Annotated in this window: 18 protein-coding genes and 2 tRNA genes; 14 read left to right on the top strand and 6 right to left on the bottom strand. The window is 62.5% G+C overall.

Translation table 11 applies throughout. The features are described 5' to 3' along the window. The first annotated feature begins 85 nt into the window (after positions 1 to 85). Positions 86 to 913 carry a DoxX family protein gene (locus QM596_RS13345; RefSeq protein ID WP_283309190.1) on the top strand — a complete coding sequence of 276 codons (828 nt, stop codon included), beginning with the start codon at positions 86 to 88 and terminating at the stop codon, positions 911 to 913. Positions 914 to 981: 68 nt separating this feature from the next. Here QM596_RS13345 and QM596_RS13340 read toward each other — a convergent pair whose 3' ends face one another. From QM596_RS13340 to QM596_RS13330, 3 genes are all read right to left on the bottom strand, one after another. Next, positions 982 to 2517, bottom strand: coding sequence for an amino acid permease (locus QM596_RS13340; protein ID WP_020907256.1), 1536 nt, complete (start codon positions 2515 to 2517; stop codon positions 982 to 984). A gap of 805 nt (positions 2518 to 3322) precedes the next feature. Next, the gene (gene ilvD, locus QM596_RS13335) at positions 3323 to 5164 is read right to left on the bottom strand and encodes a dihydroxy-acid dehydratase (RefSeq protein WP_019747927.1); all 1842 of its coding nucleotides are present in this window, start codon (positions 5162 to 5164) and stop codon (positions 3323 to 3325) included. Between the two features lie 72 nt (positions 5165 to 5236). Continuing rightward, positions 5237 to 5758: a PH domain-containing protein gene (locus QM596_RS13330; RefSeq protein WP_021333074.1), complete on the bottom strand. Its 522-nt coding sequence runs from the start codon at positions 5756 to 5758 to the stop codon at positions 5237 to 5239. Positions 5759 to 6024: 266 nt separating this feature from the next. Here QM596_RS13330 and QM596_RS13325 point away from each other — a divergent pair, with 266 nt between their 5' ends. The 10 genes from QM596_RS13325 to QM596_RS13280 all read left to right on the top strand — a co-directional run bounded on the left by QM596_RS13325 (position 6025) and on the right by QM596_RS13280 (position 16805). Further along, the gene (locus QM596_RS13325) at positions 6025 to 7965 is read left to right on the top strand and encodes an acetolactate synthase large subunit (protein WP_019747929.1); all 1941 of its coding nucleotides are present in this window, start codon (positions 6025 to 6027) and stop codon (positions 7963 to 7965) included. Then, positions 7962 to 8465 (top strand): acetolactate synthase small subunit, encoded by a 504-nt coding sequence (gene ilvN / locus QM596_RS13320; protein WP_003944718.1) that lies wholly within the window; start codon positions 7962 to 7964, stop codon positions 8463 to 8465. Before QM596_RS13325 ends, ilvN begins: the two co-directional genes overlap by 4 nt. Before the next feature lie 53 nt (positions 8466 to 8518). Beyond that, positions 8519 to 9520: a ketol-acid reductoisomerase gene (gene ilvC / locus QM596_RS13315; protein WP_172436500.1), complete on the top strand. Its 1002-nt coding sequence runs from the start codon at positions 8519 to 8521 to the stop codon at positions 9518 to 9520. 250 nt (positions 9521 to 9770) lie between these two features. Continuing rightward, on the top strand, positions 9771 to 11363 hold the full coding sequence (gene serA, locus QM596_RS13310) for a phosphoglycerate dehydrogenase (RefSeq protein ID WP_003944758.1): 1593 nt from the start codon (positions 9771 to 9773) through the stop codon (positions 11361 to 11363). Between the two features lie 74 nt (positions 11364 to 11437). Further along, complete coding sequence (locus QM596_RS13305) at positions 11438 to 12451, top strand: 3-isopropylmalate dehydrogenase (protein ID WP_020907259.1); 1014 nt, start codon at positions 11438 to 11440, stop codon at positions 12449 to 12451. A gap of 84 nt (positions 12452 to 12535) precedes the next feature. Further along, complete coding sequence (locus QM596_RS13300; RefSeq protein WP_259118627.1) at positions 12536 to 13309, top strand: fumarylacetoacetate hydrolase family protein; 774 nt, start codon at positions 12536 to 12538, stop codon at positions 13307 to 13309. A 390-nt stretch (positions 13310 to 13699) separates the two neighbouring features. Further along, a complete protein-coding gene (locus tag QM596_RS13295) occupies positions 13700 to 14860 on the top strand; it encodes an alkane 1-monooxygenase (RefSeq protein WP_283309189.1) in 1161 nt (386 codons plus the stop codon). A gap of 73 nt (positions 14861 to 14933) precedes the next feature. Further along, complete coding sequence (gene gltX, locus QM596_RS13290) at positions 14934 to 16409, top strand: glutamate--tRNA ligase (RefSeq protein WP_283309188.1); 1476 nt, start codon at positions 14934 to 14936, stop codon at positions 16407 to 16409. A gap of 156 nt (positions 16410 to 16565) precedes the next feature. Next, positions 16566 to 16637 (top strand) — tRNA-Gln (locus tag QM596_RS13285). Positions 16638 to 16732: 95 nt separating this feature from the next. Next, positions 16733 to 16805 (top strand) — tRNA-Glu (locus QM596_RS13280). Positions 16806 to 16944: 139 nt separating this feature from the next. Here QM596_RS13280 and QM596_RS13275 read toward each other — a convergent pair. From QM596_RS13275 to QM596_RS13265, 3 genes are all read right to left on the bottom strand, one after another. Continuing rightward, positions 16945 to 17142: a DUF5302 domain-containing protein gene (locus QM596_RS13275; RefSeq protein ID WP_007729345.1), complete on the bottom strand. Its 198-nt coding sequence runs from the start codon at positions 17140 to 17142 to the stop codon at positions 16945 to 16947. Positions 17143 to 17231: 89 nt separating this feature from the next. Then, positions 17232 to 17729 carry a pyridoxamine 5'-phosphate oxidase family protein gene (locus QM596_RS13270; protein ID WP_020907263.1) on the bottom strand — a complete coding sequence of 166 codons (498 nt, stop codon included), beginning with the start codon at positions 17727 to 17729 and terminating at the stop codon, positions 17232 to 17234. Between the two features lie 55 nt (positions 17730 to 17784). Then, a complete protein-coding gene (locus QM596_RS13265) occupies positions 17785 to 18486 on the bottom strand; it encodes an IclR family transcriptional regulator (protein WP_007729342.1) in 702 nt (233 codons plus the stop codon). Positions 18487 to 18664: 178 nt separating this feature from the next. On the opposite strand from QM596_RS13265, the gene leuC reads away from it, so the two are divergent. The 3 genes from leuC to QM596_RS13250 all read left to right on the top strand — a co-directional run bounded on the left by leuC (position 18665) and on the right by QM596_RS13250 (position 21510). Further along, the gene (gene leuC, locus QM596_RS13260; protein WP_046378385.1) at positions 18665 to 20086 is read left to right on the top strand and encodes a 3-isopropylmalate dehydratase large subunit; all 1422 of its coding nucleotides are present in this window, start codon (positions 18665 to 18667) and stop codon (positions 20084 to 20086) included. 28 nt (positions 20087 to 20114) lie between these two features. Beyond that, positions 20115 to 20723 carry a 3-isopropylmalate dehydratase small subunit gene (gene leuD, locus QM596_RS13255; protein WP_019747937.1) on the top strand — a complete coding sequence of 203 codons (609 nt, stop codon included), beginning with the start codon at positions 20115 to 20117 and terminating at the stop codon, positions 20721 to 20723. Positions 20724 to 20880: 157 nt separating this feature from the next. Continuing rightward, on the top strand, positions 20881 to 21510 hold the full coding sequence (locus tag QM596_RS13250) for an HU family DNA-binding protein (RefSeq protein ID WP_019747938.1): 630 nt from the start codon (positions 20881 to 20883) through the stop codon (positions 21508 to 21510). Positions 21511 to 21605 lie beyond the last annotated feature (95 nt).

Genomic DNA, 21605 nt, shown 5'->3' with positions numbered 1-21605 from the left:
AGACGTTACGTAACCCACGGCAGATGCCGCCACGCCGGACCAAGGTTCCCCGTCGAGTTCGTGAATCGGTCATAGGCTCACCTACGTGACTGACGAGCGAAAAGATCCCAGCGAGTTGTCGGATGCGGACAAGCCGACGGGCAACGTGTCCAGTCCGTATGACTCGCCCACCGAACAATTTCCGACGGTGAGCGCCAAGAATCCGTTGCCGCGGACCGACGACGATCTCGATTTCGGTTCCACGAACGCCAACTCGCTGACCGAACAGATACCGACATACCGAGCGCCGGGCGCGGATCAGCCGACAATGGCTCTCGAGCGAGAAACGGCGTACGACGCTCCGATCACCGCCGTCCCCACCGCCGAAGCCGTGGCAGGGACCACCGAGACTCCGCGGGGCCGAGGCACTCTCGACCTCGGTTTGCTTGCACTGCGTTTGGCCGTCGGCGGAACAGCACTGGTGCACGGTCTGCAGAAGTTGACCGGTATCTGGAACGGGCCGGGTCTGGGCGGTTTCGAGACGATGCTGGCGGATGCCGGGTTCCAGCAGGCGAAGTGGATGGCGATCCTCGGCGCCGTCGGTGAGGTCGCAGGTGGCGCCCTCCTGATCCTGGGGTTGCTGACTCCCGTTGCGGCAGCATCGGTTCTGGCCGTGATGATCAATGCGTGGGCGCTGCGTCAGGCGAGCGCACCTGGACTGGAGTACTTCGCCCCGGCCGGTACCGAGTACGAGATGCTGCTCGGAATCTGTGCGGGCGTCATCATTTTGACGGGTCCTGGCCGTATTTCGCTCGACGGTCGTCGTGGCTGGGCAACCCGCCCGTTCGTCGGATCGCTAGTGGTCTTGATCCTCGGCATCGCTGCGGGCGTCTGCACTTGGATCTTCCTGAACGGTGCCAATCCGCTCATCTGAAACTCGCGCCGTCGAACAAACGAACCGCCGCTCTCCGAATCGGAGAGCGGCGGTTCGTCTGTGAAGGATCAGTCCTTGACGAGTACCGGGTCGGCGTTCGCGGACGGGATGGCTGTTCCGTCCTTGAGCTTGCGACCGAGGACCGACTTGCGGTGACCGTAGGCGAAGTACACGACAACACCGATGGCCATCCAGACGAGGAACCGGATCCAGGTCTCGACCGAGAGGTTGAGCATCAGCCAACCGCAGGCGAGCACGGCGACGATCGGCACGAAGGGCACCAGTGGGACGCGGAATCCGCGCGGCAGGTCGGGGCGGGTGCGGCGTAGGACGATGACACCGACACAAACCAGGACGAATGCGAACAGCGTTCCGATGTTGACCATCTCTTCGAGCGTGCCCATCGGGAAGAAGGCTGCCAGGACGGCGACGATGCCACCGACGATCAACGTGATGCGCATCGGGATGCCCTTGGCGTTGGTCTTGGCCAGGCTGCGCGGCATGAGGCCGTCACGGGACATTGCGAAGAGGACGCGGGTCTGGCCGAGCATCATGACCATGACAACTGTCGTGAGGCCGGCCAGGCCACCGAAGTTGATGGCGGTTTGTGCCCAACCGATTCCGTTGGCCTCGAATGCGGTTGCGAGGGTGGCGCTGGAATCGCCGACCAGAGGACTGCCGTCCTTGAGTTCGGTGTACTTGACCATGCCGGTCAGGACGAGTGTGACGGCAACGTAGAGAACGGTGACGATGGCGAGCGAGCCGAAGATTCCGCGTGGCAACGACTTCTGCGGGTTCTTGGTTTCCTCGGCCGTGGTGGCGACGACATCGAAGCCGATGAAGGCAAAGAACACGAGGCTGGCTGCGGCGAGCAATCCGTAGGCGCCGTAGCTACTTCCGCCTGCACCGGTCAGCCAGGAGAACAAGGTCTGATGGATTCCGCTTGCAGAGCTCTCGGATCCTTCGGACGGCGGGATGAAGGGAGAGTAGTTCTCCTTCTTGATGTAGAACGCGCCCACGACGATGACGAGCAGGACTACTGCGATCTTGATCGCGGTAATGATCGCGGAGACTCGCGAGGAAACCTTGGTGCCGATCGCGAGAATCAGGGTGATCGCGCCGATGATGAGCAGTGCGCCCCAGTCGAAGCTGATCGACCCGATGTGGGCGGTGGTGCTGCCGCTCGCCCCGATGACGTTGCCGAGGTACAGCGACCAACCCTTGCCGACGACGGCGGAGGCGAGAGCAAACTCGAGGATGAGGTCCCAGCCGATGATCCAGGCTGCGAACTCACCGAACGTCGCGTAGGAGAACGTGTATGCGCTGCCTGCGACTGGAACGGTGGAGGCGAACTCCGCGTAACACAGCGCGGCAAGGCCACAGGCGATCGCAGCGAGAACGAATGCCAGTGAAATCGAGGGTCCTGCGACATTGCCTGCGGTTCGAGCAGTCAGCGTGAAGATGCCTGCGCCGATGACGACGGCGACTCCGAATACCGTGAGATCCTTCGCGGTCAGTTCCTTCTTGAGCTTTGTCTCAGGCTCGTCGGTGTCCGCGATCGATTGCTCGACGGATTTGGTGCGCCATATGCCGACTCCGGGCATGTATTGCTCCTTGGTTGTTTCCCGTCGACCTTGTGGGTGGCGGGCGGTGGCTGACTGTCGTCGTTGTGATGTGCGTCTCAGCGACCTGATGAGGGAACCACTGGTGAGCGCCGTGTGCAAGTCAGCTCGCTCGAACTGACCGAAATGATCACCTGACTGAAAGTCATCCCCCCTTATGTATCTGAATTGATCAGCTGGTGTCTGGAACCCTACGTCCAAGTGAATTCGCTCACGAGCCGGACGCGCGATTCAGTCTGAAATGTCTGATAGCTCATATCGTTCCGTTCGTGCTCCGCGTGTCGGCCGACTATTCGGTACCTGTCGGTCGGTCTTGTGGTCGATGAGTCTCACCGTTGCGGTACGTCCGTACCAGAATTATGTATATGTGTATCCGCGCAAGACGGCTGACAGGCCACTGAACCCGCTACGACGCAGTGGCGTTCGGTGGTGGTAGTCCGACGTCTCTCGACGCTTCCGAACTCGACCGGATGTGCGATGTCGCGGAATTCCGTATGGGCGCTGACCTTTCATCCGTTCTCGTGTGAAAGAAGTCCCTGGACGCTGCGCCGGCTCAGGTCGCCATGCGCATGTCCTACGTGTCGGCGTGGTTGTCGAAGGTGCTGCCGACGATGCGTACCAAACCGACGGGATGATCGGATTGGGTTGTGGTGCATGCTCGTACAACACCGGATGAAGATTTTCCGGAGGAACTGGCGTGGATCTGATCCCGATTCATCTCGCACGCTGACAGAAAAGATCCCCGGCCGAAAGCGGCCGGGGATCTTTTGTCCGTTCGTGGCAGAACTTACGGAACGTAGCGAACCGCGCCCTTGTCGGCGGACGTTGCCAGAGCGGCGTAGGCGCGCAGGGCTGTCGTCACGGTGCGCTGACGATCGACCGGCTGCCACGGGCGCTCGGAGGCCTCCATCTTCGCGCGTCGCTCGGCGAGGACGTCGTCGTCGACCAGGATCTCGAGCGTGCGCGAGGCGACGTCGATGCGGACCTGATCGCCGTTCTGGACGAGTCCGATGACTCCGCCTGCGGCAGCCTCGGGGGAGATGTGACCGATGGACAGTCCGGAGGTTCCGCCCGAGAAACGACCGTCGGTGATCAGTGCGCATTCCTTGCCGAGGCCTGCGCCCTTGAGGAAGGCAGTGGGGTGCAGCATTTCCTGCATACCGGGGCCACCCTTGGGGCCTTCGTAACGCACGACGAGAACGTCGCCGGCTTTGATCTTCTTCTGCAAGATGACCGAGACGGCTTCTTCCTGAGATTCGACGACCAGCGCCGGGCCCTGGAAGGAGAACAGTTCCTCGTCGATGCCGGCAGTCTTGAGGATTGCGCCGTCGAGTGCGATGTTGCCGCGCAGGACAACCAAGCCGCCTTCGACGGTGTAGGCGTTCTCGACGTCGCGGATGCAGCCGCCGGCCGCATCGGTGTCGAGAGCAGACCAACGGTTGTCCGTGGAGAACGGTTCGATGGTGCGCACGCCGCCGGGAGCCGCGTGGAAAAGCTCGATTGCCTCGTCGGTTGCCTTGCCGGAGCGGATGTCCCAGTCGTCGAGCCACTGGTCGAAGCTCTTGGTGTGCACGGTGGACACGTCGGTTTCGAGGAGTCCGCCGCGGCGAAGCTCACCGAGCAGCGCGGGGATTCCGCCGGCGCGGTGGACGTCCTCCATGTGGTAGTCCGAGTTGGGGGAGACCTTGGACAGGCACGGCACCTTGCGGCTGATCGCGTCGATGGTGTCGAGGTCGAAGTCGACCTCGCCTTCCTGAGCCGCAGCCAGCGTGTGCAGGACGGTGTTGGTGGAGCCGCCCATGGCGACGTCGAGAGCCATTGCGTTGCGGAACGCTGCCGGGGTCGCGATGTTGCGCGGCAGCACCGACTCGTCGCCGTCGCGGTAGTACTTGAGGGCAGCCTCGACCACGGTGGTGCCCGCACGAGAGAAGAGTGCGTGACGAGCCTTGTGAGTTGCCAGCGTGGAGCCGTTGCCCGGCAATGCGAGGCCGAGGGCTTCGGTCAGGCAGTTCATGGAGTTGGCGGTGAACATGCCCGAGCACGAGCCGCATGTCGGGCACGCGCTGCGCTCGACCTCGTCGAGGCCTTCGTCGGACACGGCATCGTTGGCAGAGGCCGAGATCGCCGTGATGAGATCGGTGGGGGCTTGGGCCACGCCGCCGACGACCACTGCCTTGCCTGCTTCCATCGGACCGCCGGAGACGAACACGGTCGGGATGTTCAGACGCATCGCGGCGTTGAGCATGCCGGGAGTGATCTTGTCGCAGTTGGAGATACACACCAGTGCGTCGGCCGTGTGGGCGTTTGCCATGTACTCGACCGAATCGGCGATGATCTCGCGGCTCGGGAGCGAGTAGAGCATGCCGCCGTGGCCCATTGCGATGCCGTCGTCGACTGCGATGGTGTGGAACTCGCGAGCGACGCCGCCGGCCGCACTGATGGCCTCGGCAACGATCTCGCCCACGTTCTTGAGATGCACGTGGCCGGGTACGAACTGGGTGTACGAGTTCGCTACGGCGACGATCGGCTTTCCGAAGTCGGAATCCGTCATTCCTGTGGCGCGCCACAGGGATCGGGCTCCGGCAGCATTACGTCCGATGGTGGTGGTGCGTGACCTCAACGGGGGCATGGGCGTGTTCCTTATGTGATCGTTGCTGGTCCACTCAAATAGAAGCGAGGGCCTTCCAACGCTACTCGCGTGTTACGGGCGCTTCTCTTCGGGCTGGTCCTGTGAGTTCTCGGCGACCTCGGATTCTGCTTCTGCTTCTGCAGCTGCTTCTTCCTCTTCGGCTTCCTTGGCGGCGAAGGCTTCTGCAGCCGATGCATAGGGATCAGTGATGCGGCCGCCGCTGGCGATCGCGATCTCGGGAAGCCTGACGAAGCTGACCGCGGGCAGGGTCACCTCGGTTCCGTCGGTGAGTTCCGCGCGCGCCCAGCTGCGCTTCGGGAATCGGAAACCCTTGACGTCGTCCCAGGCGAGGGTGCGCTTGGAGAACGTCGAGCGGACCTCGAGGCCGTCAGGGCTGACGGTGGTGCGCAGTCGCGCGACGAGATAGACGGCGATGATCGGAAGGATCAGCAACCAGCTGAAGGCGACGGGCCACCCGAAGATCGGGAAGCTGACCGCGAACAGGAGGAACGCGCACGCCATGTAAGCGAGCTGCGAAATGCGGATGACGTGCCGAAGTGGTTTCGGCGTGTGGGATGATTGAGCCGGTGGCACGGGCTGCTGCGAAGTTGACACCTCTACATCTTCGCATTGCAGCCGATGTATCTCAGATTCTGGGACGGTCGACTCACCAAGTTTGCCGTTCGCGACTAGCGCCTCTACTGTCGAGTGCGTGAAACAGAATGAGTTGCTCGTAATCGGCCGGCGCGTCGTCGCCTGAGTCGATTTTTCAACTCACCAGATAACGACGCGCCACCCTCGCTCAGCAGATGCTGACGGGGGTTTTTTGTTGCCCGGAGCCAGAATCAGAGGATTTCCCAGTGAGCGCACCAACAGCACGGCCTCAACCCACGCCGCGCAAGTCAGGGACACCGAGCCCGACAACCGCGGCTGCCGCAACCCAGACGGCCAACCGTCGCCAGCTCCCGCCTGAGCGGGTAACCGGTGCCCAGTCTGTGGTTCGAGCCCTCGAAGAGCTCGAGGTCGACACGGTATTCGGCATTCCCGGCGGTGCCGTGCTCCCGGTTTACGACCCACTCTTCGATTCGGTCAAGGTCCGCCACGTGCTTGTGCGCCACGAGCAGGGTGCAGGCCACGCTGCCACCGGTTACGCCCAGGCGACCGGCAAGGTCGGCGTCTGCATGGCTACCTCGGGTCCCGGTGCGACCAACCTGGTCACGCCACTGGCCGACGCGCAGATGGACTCCGTTCCGATCGTCGCGATCACCGGACAGGTGGCGCGCTCGCTGATCGGTACCGACGGCTTCCAGGAAGCCGACATCTCAGGCATCACGATGCCGGTCACCAAGCACAACTTCCTGATCACCGACGCGATCGACATCCCGCGCATCATGGCCGAAGCCTTCTACCTCGCGGCCAGCGGTCGCCCCGGCGCCGTCCTGGTCGATATCCCCAAGGACATCCTGCAGTCGCAGACCACGTTCTCGTGGCCGCCGGAGATGCGTCTGCCGGGCTACCGCCCGGTCACCAAGCCGCACGGCAAGCAGGTTCGTGAAGCTGCACGTCTGATCGCCGACGCGAAGTCGCCGGTTCTGTACGTCGGTGGCGGCGTCATCAAGTCGGACTCCTCGCCGGAGCTGCTCGAACTGGCAGAGCTGACCGGTATCCCCGTCGTCACCACGCTGATGGCCCGCGGCGCGTTCCCGGACAGCCACGACCTCAACTGCGGTATGCCGGGAATGCACGGCACCGTTGCCGCAGTCGCCGCTCTGCAGCGCAGCGATCTCCTGATCACCCTCGGCGCGCGTTTCGACGACCGCGTCACCGGCCAGCTGAATTCCTTCGCGCCCGACGCCAAGGTCATCCACGCCGACATCGATCCGGCCGAGATCGGCAAGAACCGCTACGCCGACGTCCCGATCGTGGGCGACTGCAAAGAGGTCATCACCGAACTCATCGAGGCTATCCGTGCCGACATGGCCACGGGCACCACGTTCGAACTCTCGGAATGGTGGGCGTACCTGAACGACATCCGTCGTACCTACCCGCTGAGCTACGACCGTCCCACCGACGGTCAGCTGAGCCCGGAGTACGTCATCCAGACCGTCGGCAAGCTCGCCGGACCGGATGCCATCTACTGCGCCGGCGTCGGCCAGCACCAGATGTGGGCCGCGCAGTTCGTCGGTTACGAGAAGCCGCGCACGTGGCTCAACTCGGGCGGGCTCGGCACCATGGGGTACGCGGTTCCCGCAGCCATGGGTGCCAAGATGGGCATGCCCGACACCGAGGTGTGGGCGATCGACGGCGACGGCTGCTTCCAGATGACCAATCAGGAACTCGCAACCTGCGCACTCGAAGGTATCCCGATCAAGGTTGCCCTCATCAACAACGGCAACCTCGGCATGGTGCGTCAGTGGCAGACACTCTTCTACGAAGAGCGCTACTCCAACACCAACCTCGGAACGCACGGCGCCATCCGCATCCCGGACTTCGTCAAGCTCGCAGAAGCATTGGGCTGCCACGGAATTCGTGTCGAGCGCGAAGAAGATGTCGAAGCTGCGATCCGTGAGGCGCAGTCCATCAACGACAAGCCTGTCGTGATCGACTTCATCGTCACCGCCGACGCACAGGTGTGGCCGATGGTCGCTGCCGGAACGAGCAACGACGAAATCATGGCGGCCCGGGGCATCCGGCCGCTGTTCGACGACGACGAGGCAGTTGCCGAGCCCGCCGTCATCCACGAAGCCATGTCACGCGAGCAAGCCGGACCCGCCGCGGGCACAGGGGAGGATCAGAAGTGAGCACCAGTCACACCCTCAGTGTTCTCGTCGAGGACAAGCCAGGCGTGCTGGCCCGCGTCTCCGCACTTTTCTCCCGCCGCGGATTCAACATCGAATCCCTTGCGGTGGGCGGAACCGAGATCCCCGAGATCTCACGTATGACCATCGTCGTCACGGTCGACGAGTTCCCTCTCGAGCAGGTGACGAAGCAGCTCAACAAGCTGATCAACGTCATCAAGATCGTCGAGCAGGACGGTGAAGCATCCGTCGCTCGCGAGCTCGTGCTCATCAAGGTGCGCGCAGATGCAAGCGTGCGCACGCAGGTCATCGAAACGGTGAACCTGTTCCGCGCCAAGGTGATCGACGTCTCCCCGGAGTCCGTCACCATCGAGGCGACCGGTACTCGGTCCAAGCTGGATGCACTGCTGCGGATGCTTGATCCGTACGGTATCCGGGAGATCGTTCAGTCCGGGGTCGTGGCAGTCGGTCGAGGGCCGAAGTCGATCACGGCCACCCGCTAGTACTTTTAGACACGTAAAAATCCAAGGAGAGGTTGAGAACTGTGGCAGTCGAGATGTTCTACGACGACGATGCCGATCTGTCGATCATTCAGGGCCGCAAGGTTGCTGTGATCGGCTACGGAAGCCAGGGCCACGCCCATTCGCTGAGCCTGCGTGACTCGGGCGTCGATGTGCGCATCGGCCTCAAGGAGGGCTCCAAGTCCCGCGAAAAGGCGCAGGAGCAGGGCCTGACAGTCGGTACGCCGGCCGAGGTTTCCGAATGGGCCGACGTCATCATGGTGCTCGCACCTGACACCGCTCAGGCCAGCATTTTCACCAATGACATCGAGCCGAACCTCAAGGACGGCGACGCGCTGTTCTTCGGTCACGGCCTGAACATTCACTTCGACCTGATCAAGGCTCCGGAGTTCGTCACCGTCGGCATGGTTGCCCCCAAGGGACCGGGCCACCTGGTGCGTCGTCAGTTCGTCGACGGCAAGGGCGTTCCCGCGCTCATCGCCATCGACCAGGATCCCAAGGGTGAAGGCCAGGCTCTCGCTCTGTCCTACGCCAAGGGCATCGGCGGAACCCGCGCAGGCGTCATCAAGACCACGTTCAAGGAAGAGACCGAGACGGACCTCTTCGGCGAGCAGGCTGTGCTCTGCGGCGGCACCGAGGAACTGGTCAAGACCGGTTTCGAGGTCATGGTCGAGGCCGGCTACGCACCCGAGATGGCGTACTTCGAGGTTCTGCACGAGCTCAAGCTCATCGTCGACCTCATGTACGAGGGTGGCATCGCCCGCATGAACTACTCGGTGTCCGACACCGCTGAGTTCGGTGGATACCTCTCCGGCCCGCGCGTCATCGACGCCGACACCAAGGAGCGCATGAAGGCGATCCTGGCCGACATCCAGTCCGGCGAGTTCACCCGTCGTCTGGTTGCCAACGTCGAGAACGGCAACACCGAGCTCGAAGGCCTGCGCAAGGCCAACGCCGAGCACCCCATCGAGGTCACCGGCAAGAAGCTGCGCGACCTGATGAGCTGGGTCGATCGTCCGATCACCGAAACCGCGTAATTCGTAGTTTCACGCTCCACGTCTCCACTGGCCTGATGTCGCGCCGGTTCAATTACGTTGAACCAGCGCGGCATTGGGCCGGAGTCGTTTTCCGGGCCGGCTGAGTCCGGATTCATATTCCATCGAGAATTCGCCCGCGAAAGTGTCCACTATGTGGTATCGCCTACCGCGTTGTGGATTCGAAGTGAGCGCGCACTAAACTATCGGTGGTTAAACCACCTTCACACCCACCTAATCAGGGAGTTTGCACGTGAGCCAGCCTGGCCGTCCCGTTGTTCTGATCGCCGACAAGCTCGCGCCGTCCACAGTCGAGGCGCTCGGTGACGGTGTGGAGGTGCGTTGGGTCGACGGACCCGACCGCCCGGCGCTGCTCGCCGCGGTACCCGAGGCCGACGCGATTCTCGTCCGTTCCGCCACCACCGTCGACGCCGAGGTTCTGGCCGCAGGCACCAAGCTGAAGATCATCGGCCGCGCCGGTGTCGGCCTGGACAACGTCGAGATCCCCGCAGCCACCGAGCGCGGCGTGATGGTCGTCAATGCACCGACCTCCAACATCCACTCGGCAGCCGAGCACGCAGTTGCTCTGCTCATGTCGACCGCTCGCCAGATTCCCGCAGCAGACAAGACACTGCGTGAGAACACCTGGAAGCGAAGCAAGTTCAACGGCGTCGAGATCCTCGGCAAGACCGTCGGCGTTGTCGGTCTCGGCCGCATCGGGCAGCTGTTCGCGCAGCGTCTCGCCGCGTTCGAAACCACTATCATCGCGTACGACCCCTACTTGCCCGCAGCTCGCGCCGCGCAGCTCGGCATCGAACTGGTCACCATCGACGAGCTCGTCGAGCGCGCCGACTTCATCTCCGTGCACCTGCCCAAGACCAAGGAAACGGCCGGCCTGATCAACGCCGAGCGTCTCGCCAAGGCCAAGGACGGCGTCATCATCGTCAACGCCGCCCGCGGTGGTCTGATCGACGAAGACGCGCTCTACGACGCACTGGTCTCCGGCAAGGTCCGCGGCGCCGGTCTCGACGTGTTCAGCACCGAGCCGTGCACCGATTCCAAGCTCTTCGAGCTCGACAACGTCGTCGTCACCCCGCACCTCGGAGCATCGACGTCCGAGGCTCAGGACCGCGCAGGCATCGACGTGGCGAAGAGTGTTCTCCTCGCTCTGGCGGGCGAATTCGTTCCCGAGGCTGTCAACGTCTCCGGCGGCCCCGTCGGAGAAGAAGTTGCTCCGTGGCTCGAGCTGGTCCGCAAGCTCGGTCTCCTCGCTGCGACGTTGTCGCCGGAAGCTGTGCAGACCGTGCAGGTTGTCGCCACCGGCGAGCTGTCTGCCGAAACCGTCGACATCCTCGGCCTGGCCGCACTGCGCGGCGTGTTCTCCGCCAGCAGCGACGAGGCCGTCACGTTCGTCAACGCTCCGGCACTGGCCGAGCAGCGCGGCGTGACCGTATCGGTCGAGAAGCACTCCGAGGCTCTTGCTCACCGCAGCGCGGTCGAGGTTCGCGCAGTTGCCGCGGACGGCACGGTCACGTCGGTCACGGGCGCACTCACCGGTCTGCAGCAGGTCGAGAAGATCGTCAACATCAACGGACGCAGCTTCGACCTGCGCGCCGAGGGTCACAACATCGTCGTTCACTACAGCGATCGCCCGGGCGTTCTCGGTGTCCTCGGCACCGTTCTCGGTAACGCGGGCGTGGACATCCTCGCCGCAGCACTGAGCCAGGATGCCGAAGGCGAAGGCGCAACGGTCATCTTGCGCGTCGATCGCGTCGTCGGAGACGCCGAGGTCGAGGCTATCGTCTCGCAGCTCGACGCTCGCGTCGCCCAGGTCGACCTTTCCTGATTGTTTTTGCTGTGCGCCTTTATTAACCGCCCGCGGTTGATAAAGGCGCACAGTTCTACTGAGATGAGGACTCCATGAAGCTTGCGGTCATTCCGGGCGACGGAATCGGTGTCGAGGTCACAGCCGAAGCACTCAAGGTGCTCGGCAAGTTGGTTCCGGATCTGGAAACCACCGAATACGATCTCGGTGCCCGTCGCTACAACGCCACCGGCGAGTTGCTCCCGGCGGACGAGCTGGACCAGATCCGTCAGCACGACGCAATCCTGTTGGGCGCCATCGGTGATCCGCGGATCGTCGCACCCGGCATCCTCGAGCGTGGTCTGCTGCTGAACATGCGTTTCCAGCTCGATCATCACGTGAATCTTCGCCCCGCACAGCTGTACCCGGGTGCGCTGTCGCCGTTGGCGGCCCAGCCGGAGATCGACTTCGTCGTGGTTCGTGAAGGCACCGAGGGCCCGTACACCGGTAACGGTGGCGCCATTCGCGTCGGCACCGATCACGAGATCGCGACCGAGGTGTCGATCAACACCTGGTTCGGCGCCGAGCGTGTTGTTCGTTATGCATTCGCGTTGGCGCAGACACGTTCCAAGCACCTCACCTTGATTCACAAGACCAACGTGCTCTCCAACGCGGGAGCAATCTGGACGCGTGCGATCGAGACCGTCGGGGCCGAGTACCCGGACGTCGAGACCGCGTACTGTCACATCGACGCTGCCACCATCTACATGGTGACCGACCCGTCGCGGTTCGACGTCATAGTGACGGACAACCTCTTCGGTGACATCATCACCGACCTGGCCGGTGCGGTGACCGGTGGAATCGGTTTGGCCGCAAGCGGAAACATCGATGCGTCCGGTACCAACCCGTCGATGTTCGAGCCCGTGCACGGCAGTGCTCCGGACATCGCCGGCAAGGGAATCGCAGATCCCACCGCCGCGATCCTCTCGGCCGCACTGCTTCTTCGCCATCTCGGACGCGAGGACGACGCCGCTCGCGTCGAGGCTGTGGTCGCTGCCGACCTGGCAACGCGCGGCGAAGGCCCCATCTCCACGACCGAGATCGGCGACCGGATCACCGCAGCGCTGTAAGGATTTCTTTCACGAGACTGACGCGCGTAAGCCTTACGGCTTGCGCGCGTCAGTCGTTTCCGACACCCCGATAGACTGGCCAGTATGCGTCTTGGTCGAATTGCCAGTCCCGATGGTGTTGCGTTCGTCAGTATCGAAGGTGAAGAGGATGCCCTCGTCGCCAAGGAAATTGCGGAGCACCCGTTCGGGAACCCCACCTTTACCGGCCGTAGTTGGCCGCTTGCCGATGTTCGTCTGCTGGCTCCGATTCTCGCCAGCAAGGTGATCTGTATCGGCAAGAATTATGCAGATCACATCGCGGAGATGGGCGGCGAGGCGCCGGCTGATCCGGTGATCTTCCTCAAGCCCAATACGTCCATCGTCGGCCCGGGCGCCCCGATCGTCTTGCCTCCGACGTCCAACGAGGTGCATTTCGAGGGTGAACTCGCGGTGGTCATCGGTCAGCCTTGCAAAGACGTACCCGCGGCGAAGGCGTTGAGCGTGGTCCTGGGCTACACGATCGCCAACGACGTATCGGCGCGAGATCATCAGCGTCACGACGGGCAATGGACACGCGCAAAGGGCCACGACACCTTCTGCCCGCTCGGTCCGTGGATCGAAACCAGCCTCGATGCGTCCGACGTCGACATCAAGACCGAGGTGAACGGTCAGGTCAAGCAGGACAGCAGCACCGCCTTCCTACTTCACGACATTCCGAAGATCATCGAGTGGATCTCGGCGGTGATGACCCTCCTGCCCGGCGACGTCATCCTCACCGGCACCCCCGCCGGAGTCGGCCCGATCGTCGACGGCGATTCCGTGTCGGTCACGGTCTCGGGGATCGGCACGCTCACGAACCCGGTGGCCGCCAAGAATTGATCTGACCCGGTTCGTTCCGTCATGTGACTACGGAGGCCCCATCCCCACCGGATGGGGCCTCCGTCGTGGTGTGAGTCGAGAGGTGTCTCCCAAAGAAAAGTTGCAAGATGGTAACTAACGTCAGGTGGCCGATTGGGATTACCTTCCGGTTCGAGGTAATCAGGCCCTGGGACTGACCTGCGGGTTTCATGAGCCAGGCGAAGCTTCGCCCATGATACTCCTGGCGTTATGTCTGATTTAGCCAGGTTGAGAGAGTTCGCCTCACGGTTTGCTGCCGCGGCTCACAACAGACCAAATTCCCTGAAATGTAACGCTGAGCAGTAGGGTGACCGATAACTGGATAGAAGCCGATGGGGCAATCGAGTAGATTGCGCAGAAACGTGGTGATACATGACGACCTTCGCGGAAGGCTCCCGGACAGCGGCAGGGCAAGCGCAGAACGGTCAGCGGCCGGTGTGGCGAGACAAGAAGCGCTACCTGTGGCCACTGGGTTTGCTGGTGCCCCTCAGTCCGTTCGCTGCGTGGTTCCTGGTCGACAAATTCAGTCTCGGGCTCTTCTGGGCCATCGGGGCCTGGCTCATCGTGATCGTCATTCCCCTGATCGATCTACTGGCGGGCGAGGACGGTAACAGCCCACCGGACGAAGCGATCCCTGAATTGCAAGAGGATCGTTTCTACCGCTGGTGCACGTATCTGTTCCTGCCCCTCCAATACGTCGGTCTCGTGTTCGTCGCCTGGTGCTGGGTGAACGCGCCGATGGCGGCGGGGGAGAAGTTCGCGCTCGCGATGACTGCCGGCGTGGTTGCCGGTGTTGGGATCAACGCGGCACATGAATTGGGGCACAAGAGCGAAAAGCTCGAGAAGTGGCTCGCGAAAGTAGCGCTGGCACAGTCCTTTTACGGCCATTTCTACGTCGAGCACAACCATGGTCACCACGTCCGTGTCGCGACGCCGGAGGATCCGGCCAGTTCGCGATACAAGGAAAACTTCTGGTTCTTCTTGCCGCGCAGTGTCATCGGCGGCCTGCGCTCGGGATGGCGGATCGAAAGCGCTCGCCTGCAGCGTCAAGGCAGACGGACGTGGAGCTATCGGAACAACATCCTGAACGCGTGGGCGATGAGTATTGTCCTGTTCGGCAGCCTGATCGCGGTGTTCGGGTGGGAAATCGCACCGTGGCTGGCCGTTCAGGCGATTGCCGGATTCACGTTCCTCGAGACCGCCAACTATCTCGAGCACTACGGCTTGCTACGTGCGAAGCGGCCTGACGGCTCGTACGTTCGCTGCTCGCCCGAGGACAGCTGGAACAGCGACCACGTCGTCAGCAATCTGTTCCTCTATCAACTTCAGCGTCACAGTGACCATCACGCGAATCCGCGTCTGCGGTACCAGAGCCTGCGCAGTGCGGCCGAAGCGCCGCAACTTCCAGCGGGTTACGCGGTCATGATCGTGTGCGCGTGGGTGCCGCCGCTGTGGCGAAAGGTCATGGACAAGCGACTACTCGCCTACTACGACGGTGACATGACACGTATCAACGTCTTGCCGGGTAAGTGATCGGCGGGATGGAGGAAGCGCTGCGGGACTAACCTGTAGTACGACCATCCATCATCGCCGAGCCAAGTGAGCCATGACCAACAGCGAAGTACGCGTCCGTTTCTGTCCGTCACCCACCGGAACCCCGCACGTAGGTTTGGTGCGCACCGCCTTGTTCAACTGGGCATTCGCACGACACCACGGCGGCACGTTCGTGTTCCGTATCGAAGACACCGATGCGCAGCGCGACAGTGAAGAGTCCTACCAGGCCATCCTCGACGCCCTCCGCTGGTTGGGGCTCAATTGGGACGAGGGCCCGGAGGTCGGTGGGCCGCACGCACCGTATCGCCAGTCCGAGCGTCGCGACTTGCATCTCGACGTCGTTGCCAAGTTGCTGGCCGCGGGCGAGGCCTACGAGTCCTACTCGACCAACGAAGAAGTGGAAGCGCGACACAAGGCGGCCGGACGCGACCCGAAGCTCGGATACGACAACTTCGATCGCGACCTCAGCGACGAGCAGCGCGCTGCCTACGTCGCCGAGGGTCGCAAGCCGGTCGTCCGCCTCCGGATGCCCGCCCACGACCTGACGTGGAACGACCTGGTTCGCGGCGAGACCACGTTCAAGGCAGGCACCGTTCCGGACTTCGCGTTGACTCGCGGGAACGGTATTCCGCTGTACACGCTGGTCAACCCCGTCGACGACGCGTTGATGAAGATCACTCACGTACTGCGCGGTGAGGACCTGCTGTCCTCGACCCCGCGTCAGCTCGCGTTGTACGAGGCTTTGATCCGCATCGGTGTCGCCGATTTCACACCGTCGTTCGGGCACCTGCCTTTCGTGATGGGTCAGGGCAACAAGAAGCTTTCCAAGCGCGATCCCGAGTCCAACCTCTTCATTCACCGCGATCGGGGCTTCATTCCCGAGGGACTGCTGAACTACTTGGCGCTGCTCGGGTGGAGCATTGCCGACGATCACGATGTCTTCTCACTCGACGAGATGGTTGCGGCCTTCGACGTTTCGAAGGTCAACTCCAACCCTGCCCGCTTCGACCAGAAAAAGGCCGACGCGATCAATGCCGAGCACATTCGCTTGCTCCAGCCGGCCGACTTCGCGGCCCGCCTGAAGTCGTTCCTGGTGGAGCACGGCCACATCAGCGCCGACGTCGATGAAGCCACGTTCACTGTTGCGGCGGACCTCGTGCAGACGCGCATCGTCGTCCTGTCCGACGCGTGGGATCTGCTGAAGTTCCTGTTCGTCGACGAGGCGTCGTTTGCTCTCGATCCGGCCGCGGCGGCAAAGAACCTGAAGGAAGACGCTGGTCCGGTTCTGGACGCGTCTCTTGCGGCGCTCGAGGCCACCTCGGAGTGGACTGCGGCCAGTATCGAGGAAGCACTCAAGAAGGCCCTCATCGAGGATCTGGAGCTCAAACCGCGTAAGGCCTTCGCTCCGGTTCGGGTCGCGATCACCGGCTCTCACATCAGCCCTCCGCTGTACGAGTCGATGGAATTGCTCGGTCGTGAGGTCTCGATTGCTCGGTTGCGCGCCGGTAGGGCAGCGGTAACCGCCTAGATCGGACTGTCTTCCGGCCGAAAATGAAGCAAAAACCTCCCGTGACCATACGATTTGGTATTTGGGGCAGGGGTACTGGTAATCTTCTTTTCGGCCGGAGACGAGCCGCCGAGCACAACAGCGAAGCGGATCGGGCAAGGCTGGTGAGCAAGACCTTGGGGTATGGTGTAATTGGCAACACAGCGGTTTCTGGTACCGCCATTCTAGGTTCGAGTCCTGGTACCCCAGCGGAAATCCGGTCGATTTTGTGGCCGGACTCAGACAAGCTAAGCTTGCTGAGCATCCAAGAGCAAGACTGAATACCACGTTTAAAAGCGTGTCCTGGCCCCGTCGTCTAGCGGCCTAGGACGCCGCCCTCTCAAGGCGGTAGCGCGGGTTCGAATCCCGTCGGGGCTACAAAGGAAAGACCCTCCGATCATTGATCGGAGGGTCTTTTCGTATGTATGGGAAATGTTTCCGGCGATGCGAAAAACGATCACCCCCAGTCGATTTCGACTGGGGGTGATCGTCATCTCACTCTGTTGTCCGTGATCGGCTATCCGCTCTTACGGCGGAACTCTCGCTTGTGATCGGCCGGGCCATGCGTGTTGTGGACCTTGGACTGTCCGTCGCGATGGTCGGTCGATTTGGCGTTCTGATGATTCTTCCGTTCGAGGGCTTCACGGAACTTTCGTTTGGTTTCCTCCGATTGGGATTCGGGTTCCGACGGGGTGTTGCTGTCGAGATCGCTCATATGCTCACTCCTTGTTGTTGGGCCTGTTGGTGAAACTACGCCGGCCCGAATTCGAAAGCTCGTGAATTTCGCTTCACGAATCTCGGGGTCTACGGCGATGGTGCAGTAGAACCGGAAAGAGGCATCGCAGGCATCCCGAGCTTGCGGTGATCCCACGAACGAGTTCGATCGGGAACGAACCGTACCGCGACGCGCTTGTGGAGCATCGCTTCGACGGCCGGGCGGAGATCCTCCGTGTACGGGCCCGTGTATCGCTCCCAGACACTGATGCCCACGGCAAAGAGAGCTTCCGGATCCTCGACGATCACTCCGGTGCCCTCCATCGAGACTCCTCGCAGCGTGTCGTACGTCAGACCGTCTTCGATCAGGACGGACATACGGGTGTCCCGGCGAAGATTGACCGCCTTCTGCGACTTGGCTTTGGTTTCGAACCAGATTTCGCCGTCGACTATCGCGAACCACATCGCGATCAGGTGAGGCATTCCGTCGGCGCTCAACGTCGCCATCGTTGCCGTACGGCTCTTTTCGACGAAGCTCGAAATTTCGGCCTCGGTCATCGTGATCTGACTACGCTGCTTTCCTGCCATGGTCGCGTCGTACTCCTACGTGCTCGAGGATCTGAAGGCCTTACTGTGTCACGAATTACAGACGCTTGTGGAGCGCTTCGGCAGCTGCGAGAAGGTCCGCCGCCCAGCGGGCTCCCGGTCGTCTACCCATCCGATCGATGGGGCCGGAGACCGAAATCGCGGCAATGACAGCGCCTGCCGAGTCTCGGACAGGAGCCGCGACGCTGGCGACACCCGGCTCACGTTCGGCTGCACTCTGTGCCCAGCCGCGCCGGCGAACCTCGAGGAGCACTCGTTCGCCGAACGACGCATCGGCGAGAACGGTCCGTTGGGTTTGTGGATCTGCCCATGCGAGAAGGACCTTGGCGCCGGAACCGGCATTCATCGGCAGCCTGGCCCCGACGAGAACTGTGTCGCGAAGGCCCGTGGGCGGTTCCATCGACGCAACGCAGATGCGTTGGGTGCCTTCCCGGCGGTACAGCTGGACGCTTTCGCCGGTGATTTCGCGAAGGCGGGGGAGGATGAGTCCGGCCGCCGCAATGAGTGGATCATTAGCGGTGGCAGCGAGTTCGGCGAGTCCGGGTCCTGGGCACCACTGACCGTCCGAGTCGCGTGTGAGGAGTCGATGGACTTCGAGACCGACGGCGAGTCTATGGGCGGTCGCGCGCGGCAAACCGGTTCGTGCACAGAGTTCGGTGAGGCTGCACGGTTCCTCAGCTACTGCATGAAGAACGCCCATTGCTTTGTCCAGGACGCCGATGCCGCTATGCTGTCTCATAGGTCGATACCAGTTTCTCGCATAGTGGGATGATAGCGCATTTCCTGGTGGACTAGCGCATTTGCTGAAGGGCTAGTGCATTTCCTAGGGGCAGCCTGCATCTGCTGCGAGGGCTGGGGACCTACTTCACGCGCGGCGGGCCAGCCCGTAGTCCGCCGACGCGAGGCTACGTACAGAGGTGGAAGACATGGCACAGAAAGCACGCACTCTCGCCGAGAAGGTGTGGGACGACCACGTTGTCGTGAAAGGGGAGGGGCAGGATCCCGACCTCATCTACATCGATCTCCACCTCGTTCACGAAGTGACGAGCCCGCAGGCATTCGACGGACTTCGCTTGGCGGGACGCCCGTTGCGCCGTCCCGACCTGACGATCGCCACCGAGGACCACAACGTTCCGACGATAGACATCGACAAGCCGATCGCCGATCCCGTGTCCAAGACTCAGGTCGACACCTTGCGCCGAAATTGCGAGGAGTTCGGAGTTCGCTTGCACCGCATGGGCGATCTCGATCAGGGCATCGTGCATGTGGTCGGACCGCAGCTCGGCCTGACTCAGCCGGGAACCACCGTGGTGTGCGGCGACAGTCATACGTCGACGCACGGCGCATTCGGTGCGCTCGCAATGGGAATCGGCACCAGCGAGGTCGAGCACGTGATGGCGACGCAGACATTGTCGTTGCGCCCCTTCAAGACCATGGCGATCACGGTCGACGGCGAGCTGCCTCCTGGCGTCACGAGCAAGGACTTGATCCTGGCAGTCATCGCCAAGATCGGCACCGGCGGCGGCCAGGGCTACGTCCTGGAGTACCGCGGCGAGGCCATTCGCAAACTGTCGATGGAAGCTCGTATGACCATCTGCAACATGTCGATCGAGGCCGGAGCCCGTGCGGGCATGATCGCACCGGACGAGATCACTTACGAGTTCATCAAGGGCCGTCCGCATGCACCGTCGGGCGCAGAGTGGGACGAAGCCGTCGCCGCGTGGGAGTTGCTCAAGACCGACGAGGGCGCCGAATTCGACAACGAGGTCCACATCGACGCAAGCGCATTGACGCCTTTTGTCACGTGGGGAACCAATCCGGGACAGGGTGCACCGCTCGGTGACCGTGTTCCCGATCCGGAACTGATCGTCGACGAGAGCGAGCGTCAGGCTGCCGAGAAGGCGCTCACCTACATGGGTCTCGACGCCGGCATGGCGCTACGGGATGTTGCTGTCGACACCGTCTTCGTCGGTTCGTGCACCAACGGACGCATCGAAGATCTGCGCGCGGTGGCCGAGGTGCTCGAGGGTCGCCATGTGGCAGAGGGCGTTCGGATGCTCATCGTTCCCGGCTCGATGCGGGTGCGTGCTCAAGCCGAAAGTGAAGGTCTCGGTGAAATCTTCACGGCGGCAGGGGCCGAATGGCGCCAGGCCGGTTGCTCGATGTGCTTGGGAATGAACCCTGACCAGCTTGCTCCCGGCGAGCGTTCGGCATCGACGTCCAACCGGAATTTCGAAGGCCGACAGGGTAAAGGCGGTCGGACCCATCTGGTTTCCCCGCTCGTCGCGGCTGCCACTGCGGTCCGCGGAACGCTCTCGGCACCGGCCGATCTGGTCTGACCCACTTACCATCTCGAGGAGAATTTCGATGGAATCCTTTACCACGCACAAGGGTATCGGCGTCCCGCTGCGACGCTCGAATGTCGATACCGATCAGATCATCCCTGCCGTGTACCTGAAACGGGTGACGCGCACGGGATTCGAGGACGGGCTGTTTGCAGGCTGGCGCACCGACCCCAACTTCATTCTCAATCTGGCTCCGTACGACAAGGGAAGTGTCCTCGTAGCCGGTCCCGATTTCGGCACGGGCTCTTCGCGTGAGCATGCCGTGTGGGCTCTCTCCGACTTCGGATTTCGGGTCGTCATCGCTTCCCGGTTCGCCGACATCTTCCGCGGGAACGCCGGAAAAGCCGGTCTCGTGGCGGCACAGGTCGAGCAGAGCGACGTCGAATTGCTCTGGAAGTTGCTCGAAGAGCAACCCGGACTGGAATTGACAGTAGATCTCGAGAATCGGACCGTGAGCGCCGGAACTACGGTGGTGCCGTTCAATATTGACGACTACACACGGTGGCGTCTGCTGGAGGGTCTCGACGACATCGGACTGACATTGCGGCAGGTAGAAGCGATTTCCGAGTTCGAAAAGTCAAGGCCTTCATGGAAACCGACTACCCTTCCAGCCCGAATTTCGCAGGGCTGAACCGAAATCCGCAACTCCGCGCGGGAAGAGAAATAGGTCACCATTTCGCAGTCACGTTGAATGAGAATTGGCGTGGCACATAGACTCTTGCCGTTATCAGGTTTACCGTGGTTCTCAGTCGGTCCGACGGTGGACCACAATTAGCGGAGGAATTTCAATGAACAAGGCAGAGCTCATCGATGTTCTGACTGAAAAGCTGGGTTCGGACAGGCGCACAGCGACCGACGCAGTGGAGCACGTCGTGGACACCATCGTCCGCGCCGTCCACCGTGGCGAGAGCGTGACCATCACCGGCTTCGGAGTCTTCGAGCAGCGTCGTCGTGCAGCACGTGTTGCACGCAACCCGCGTACGGGCGAGACCGTCAAGGTCAAGCCGACGTCGGTTCCGGCTTTCCGTCCGGGTGCGCAGTTCAAGGCTGTTATCGCTGGTGGACAGAAGCTTCCGGCCACCGGCCCGGCAGTCAAGCGTGGCGTAGCAGCACCGGCCACCAAGGCTGCAGCCAAGAAGGCTGCTGCCAAGAAGACCGCAGCCAAGAAGGCTCCGGCAAAGAAGGCTCCGGCCAAGACCGCAGCCAAGAAGACGGTTGCCGCGAAGGCTCCGGCCAAGAAGGCTCCGGCCAAGACCGCAGCCAAGAAGACGGTTGCCACCAAGGCTCCCGCCAAGAAGGCTCCGGCCAAGACCGCAGCCAAGGCTCCGGCCAAGAAGGCTCCGGCCAAGAAGGCTCCGGCCAAGACCGCAGCCAAGAAGGCTCCGGCCAAGAAGGCTCCGGCCAAGCGCGGAAAGTAGTCGCGTTCGGGTGAAAAACCCGATGCCGTAAGACAAAGAGGTGGGGCCCCCCCAAGTCTGACCGGGGGCCCCCAGATTTGGGGGGGTGGAGGCGT

Source organism: Rhodococcus sp. IEGM 1406 (assembly GCF_030056745.1).
Classification (GTDB): Bacteria; Actinomycetota; Actinomycetes; order Mycobacteriales; family Mycobacteriaceae; genus Rhodococcus_F; species Rhodococcus_F erythropolis.
The sequence above is the reverse complement of the archived record's forward strand: the minus strand, read 5'-3'. Positions and strand labels throughout refer to the sequence as shown.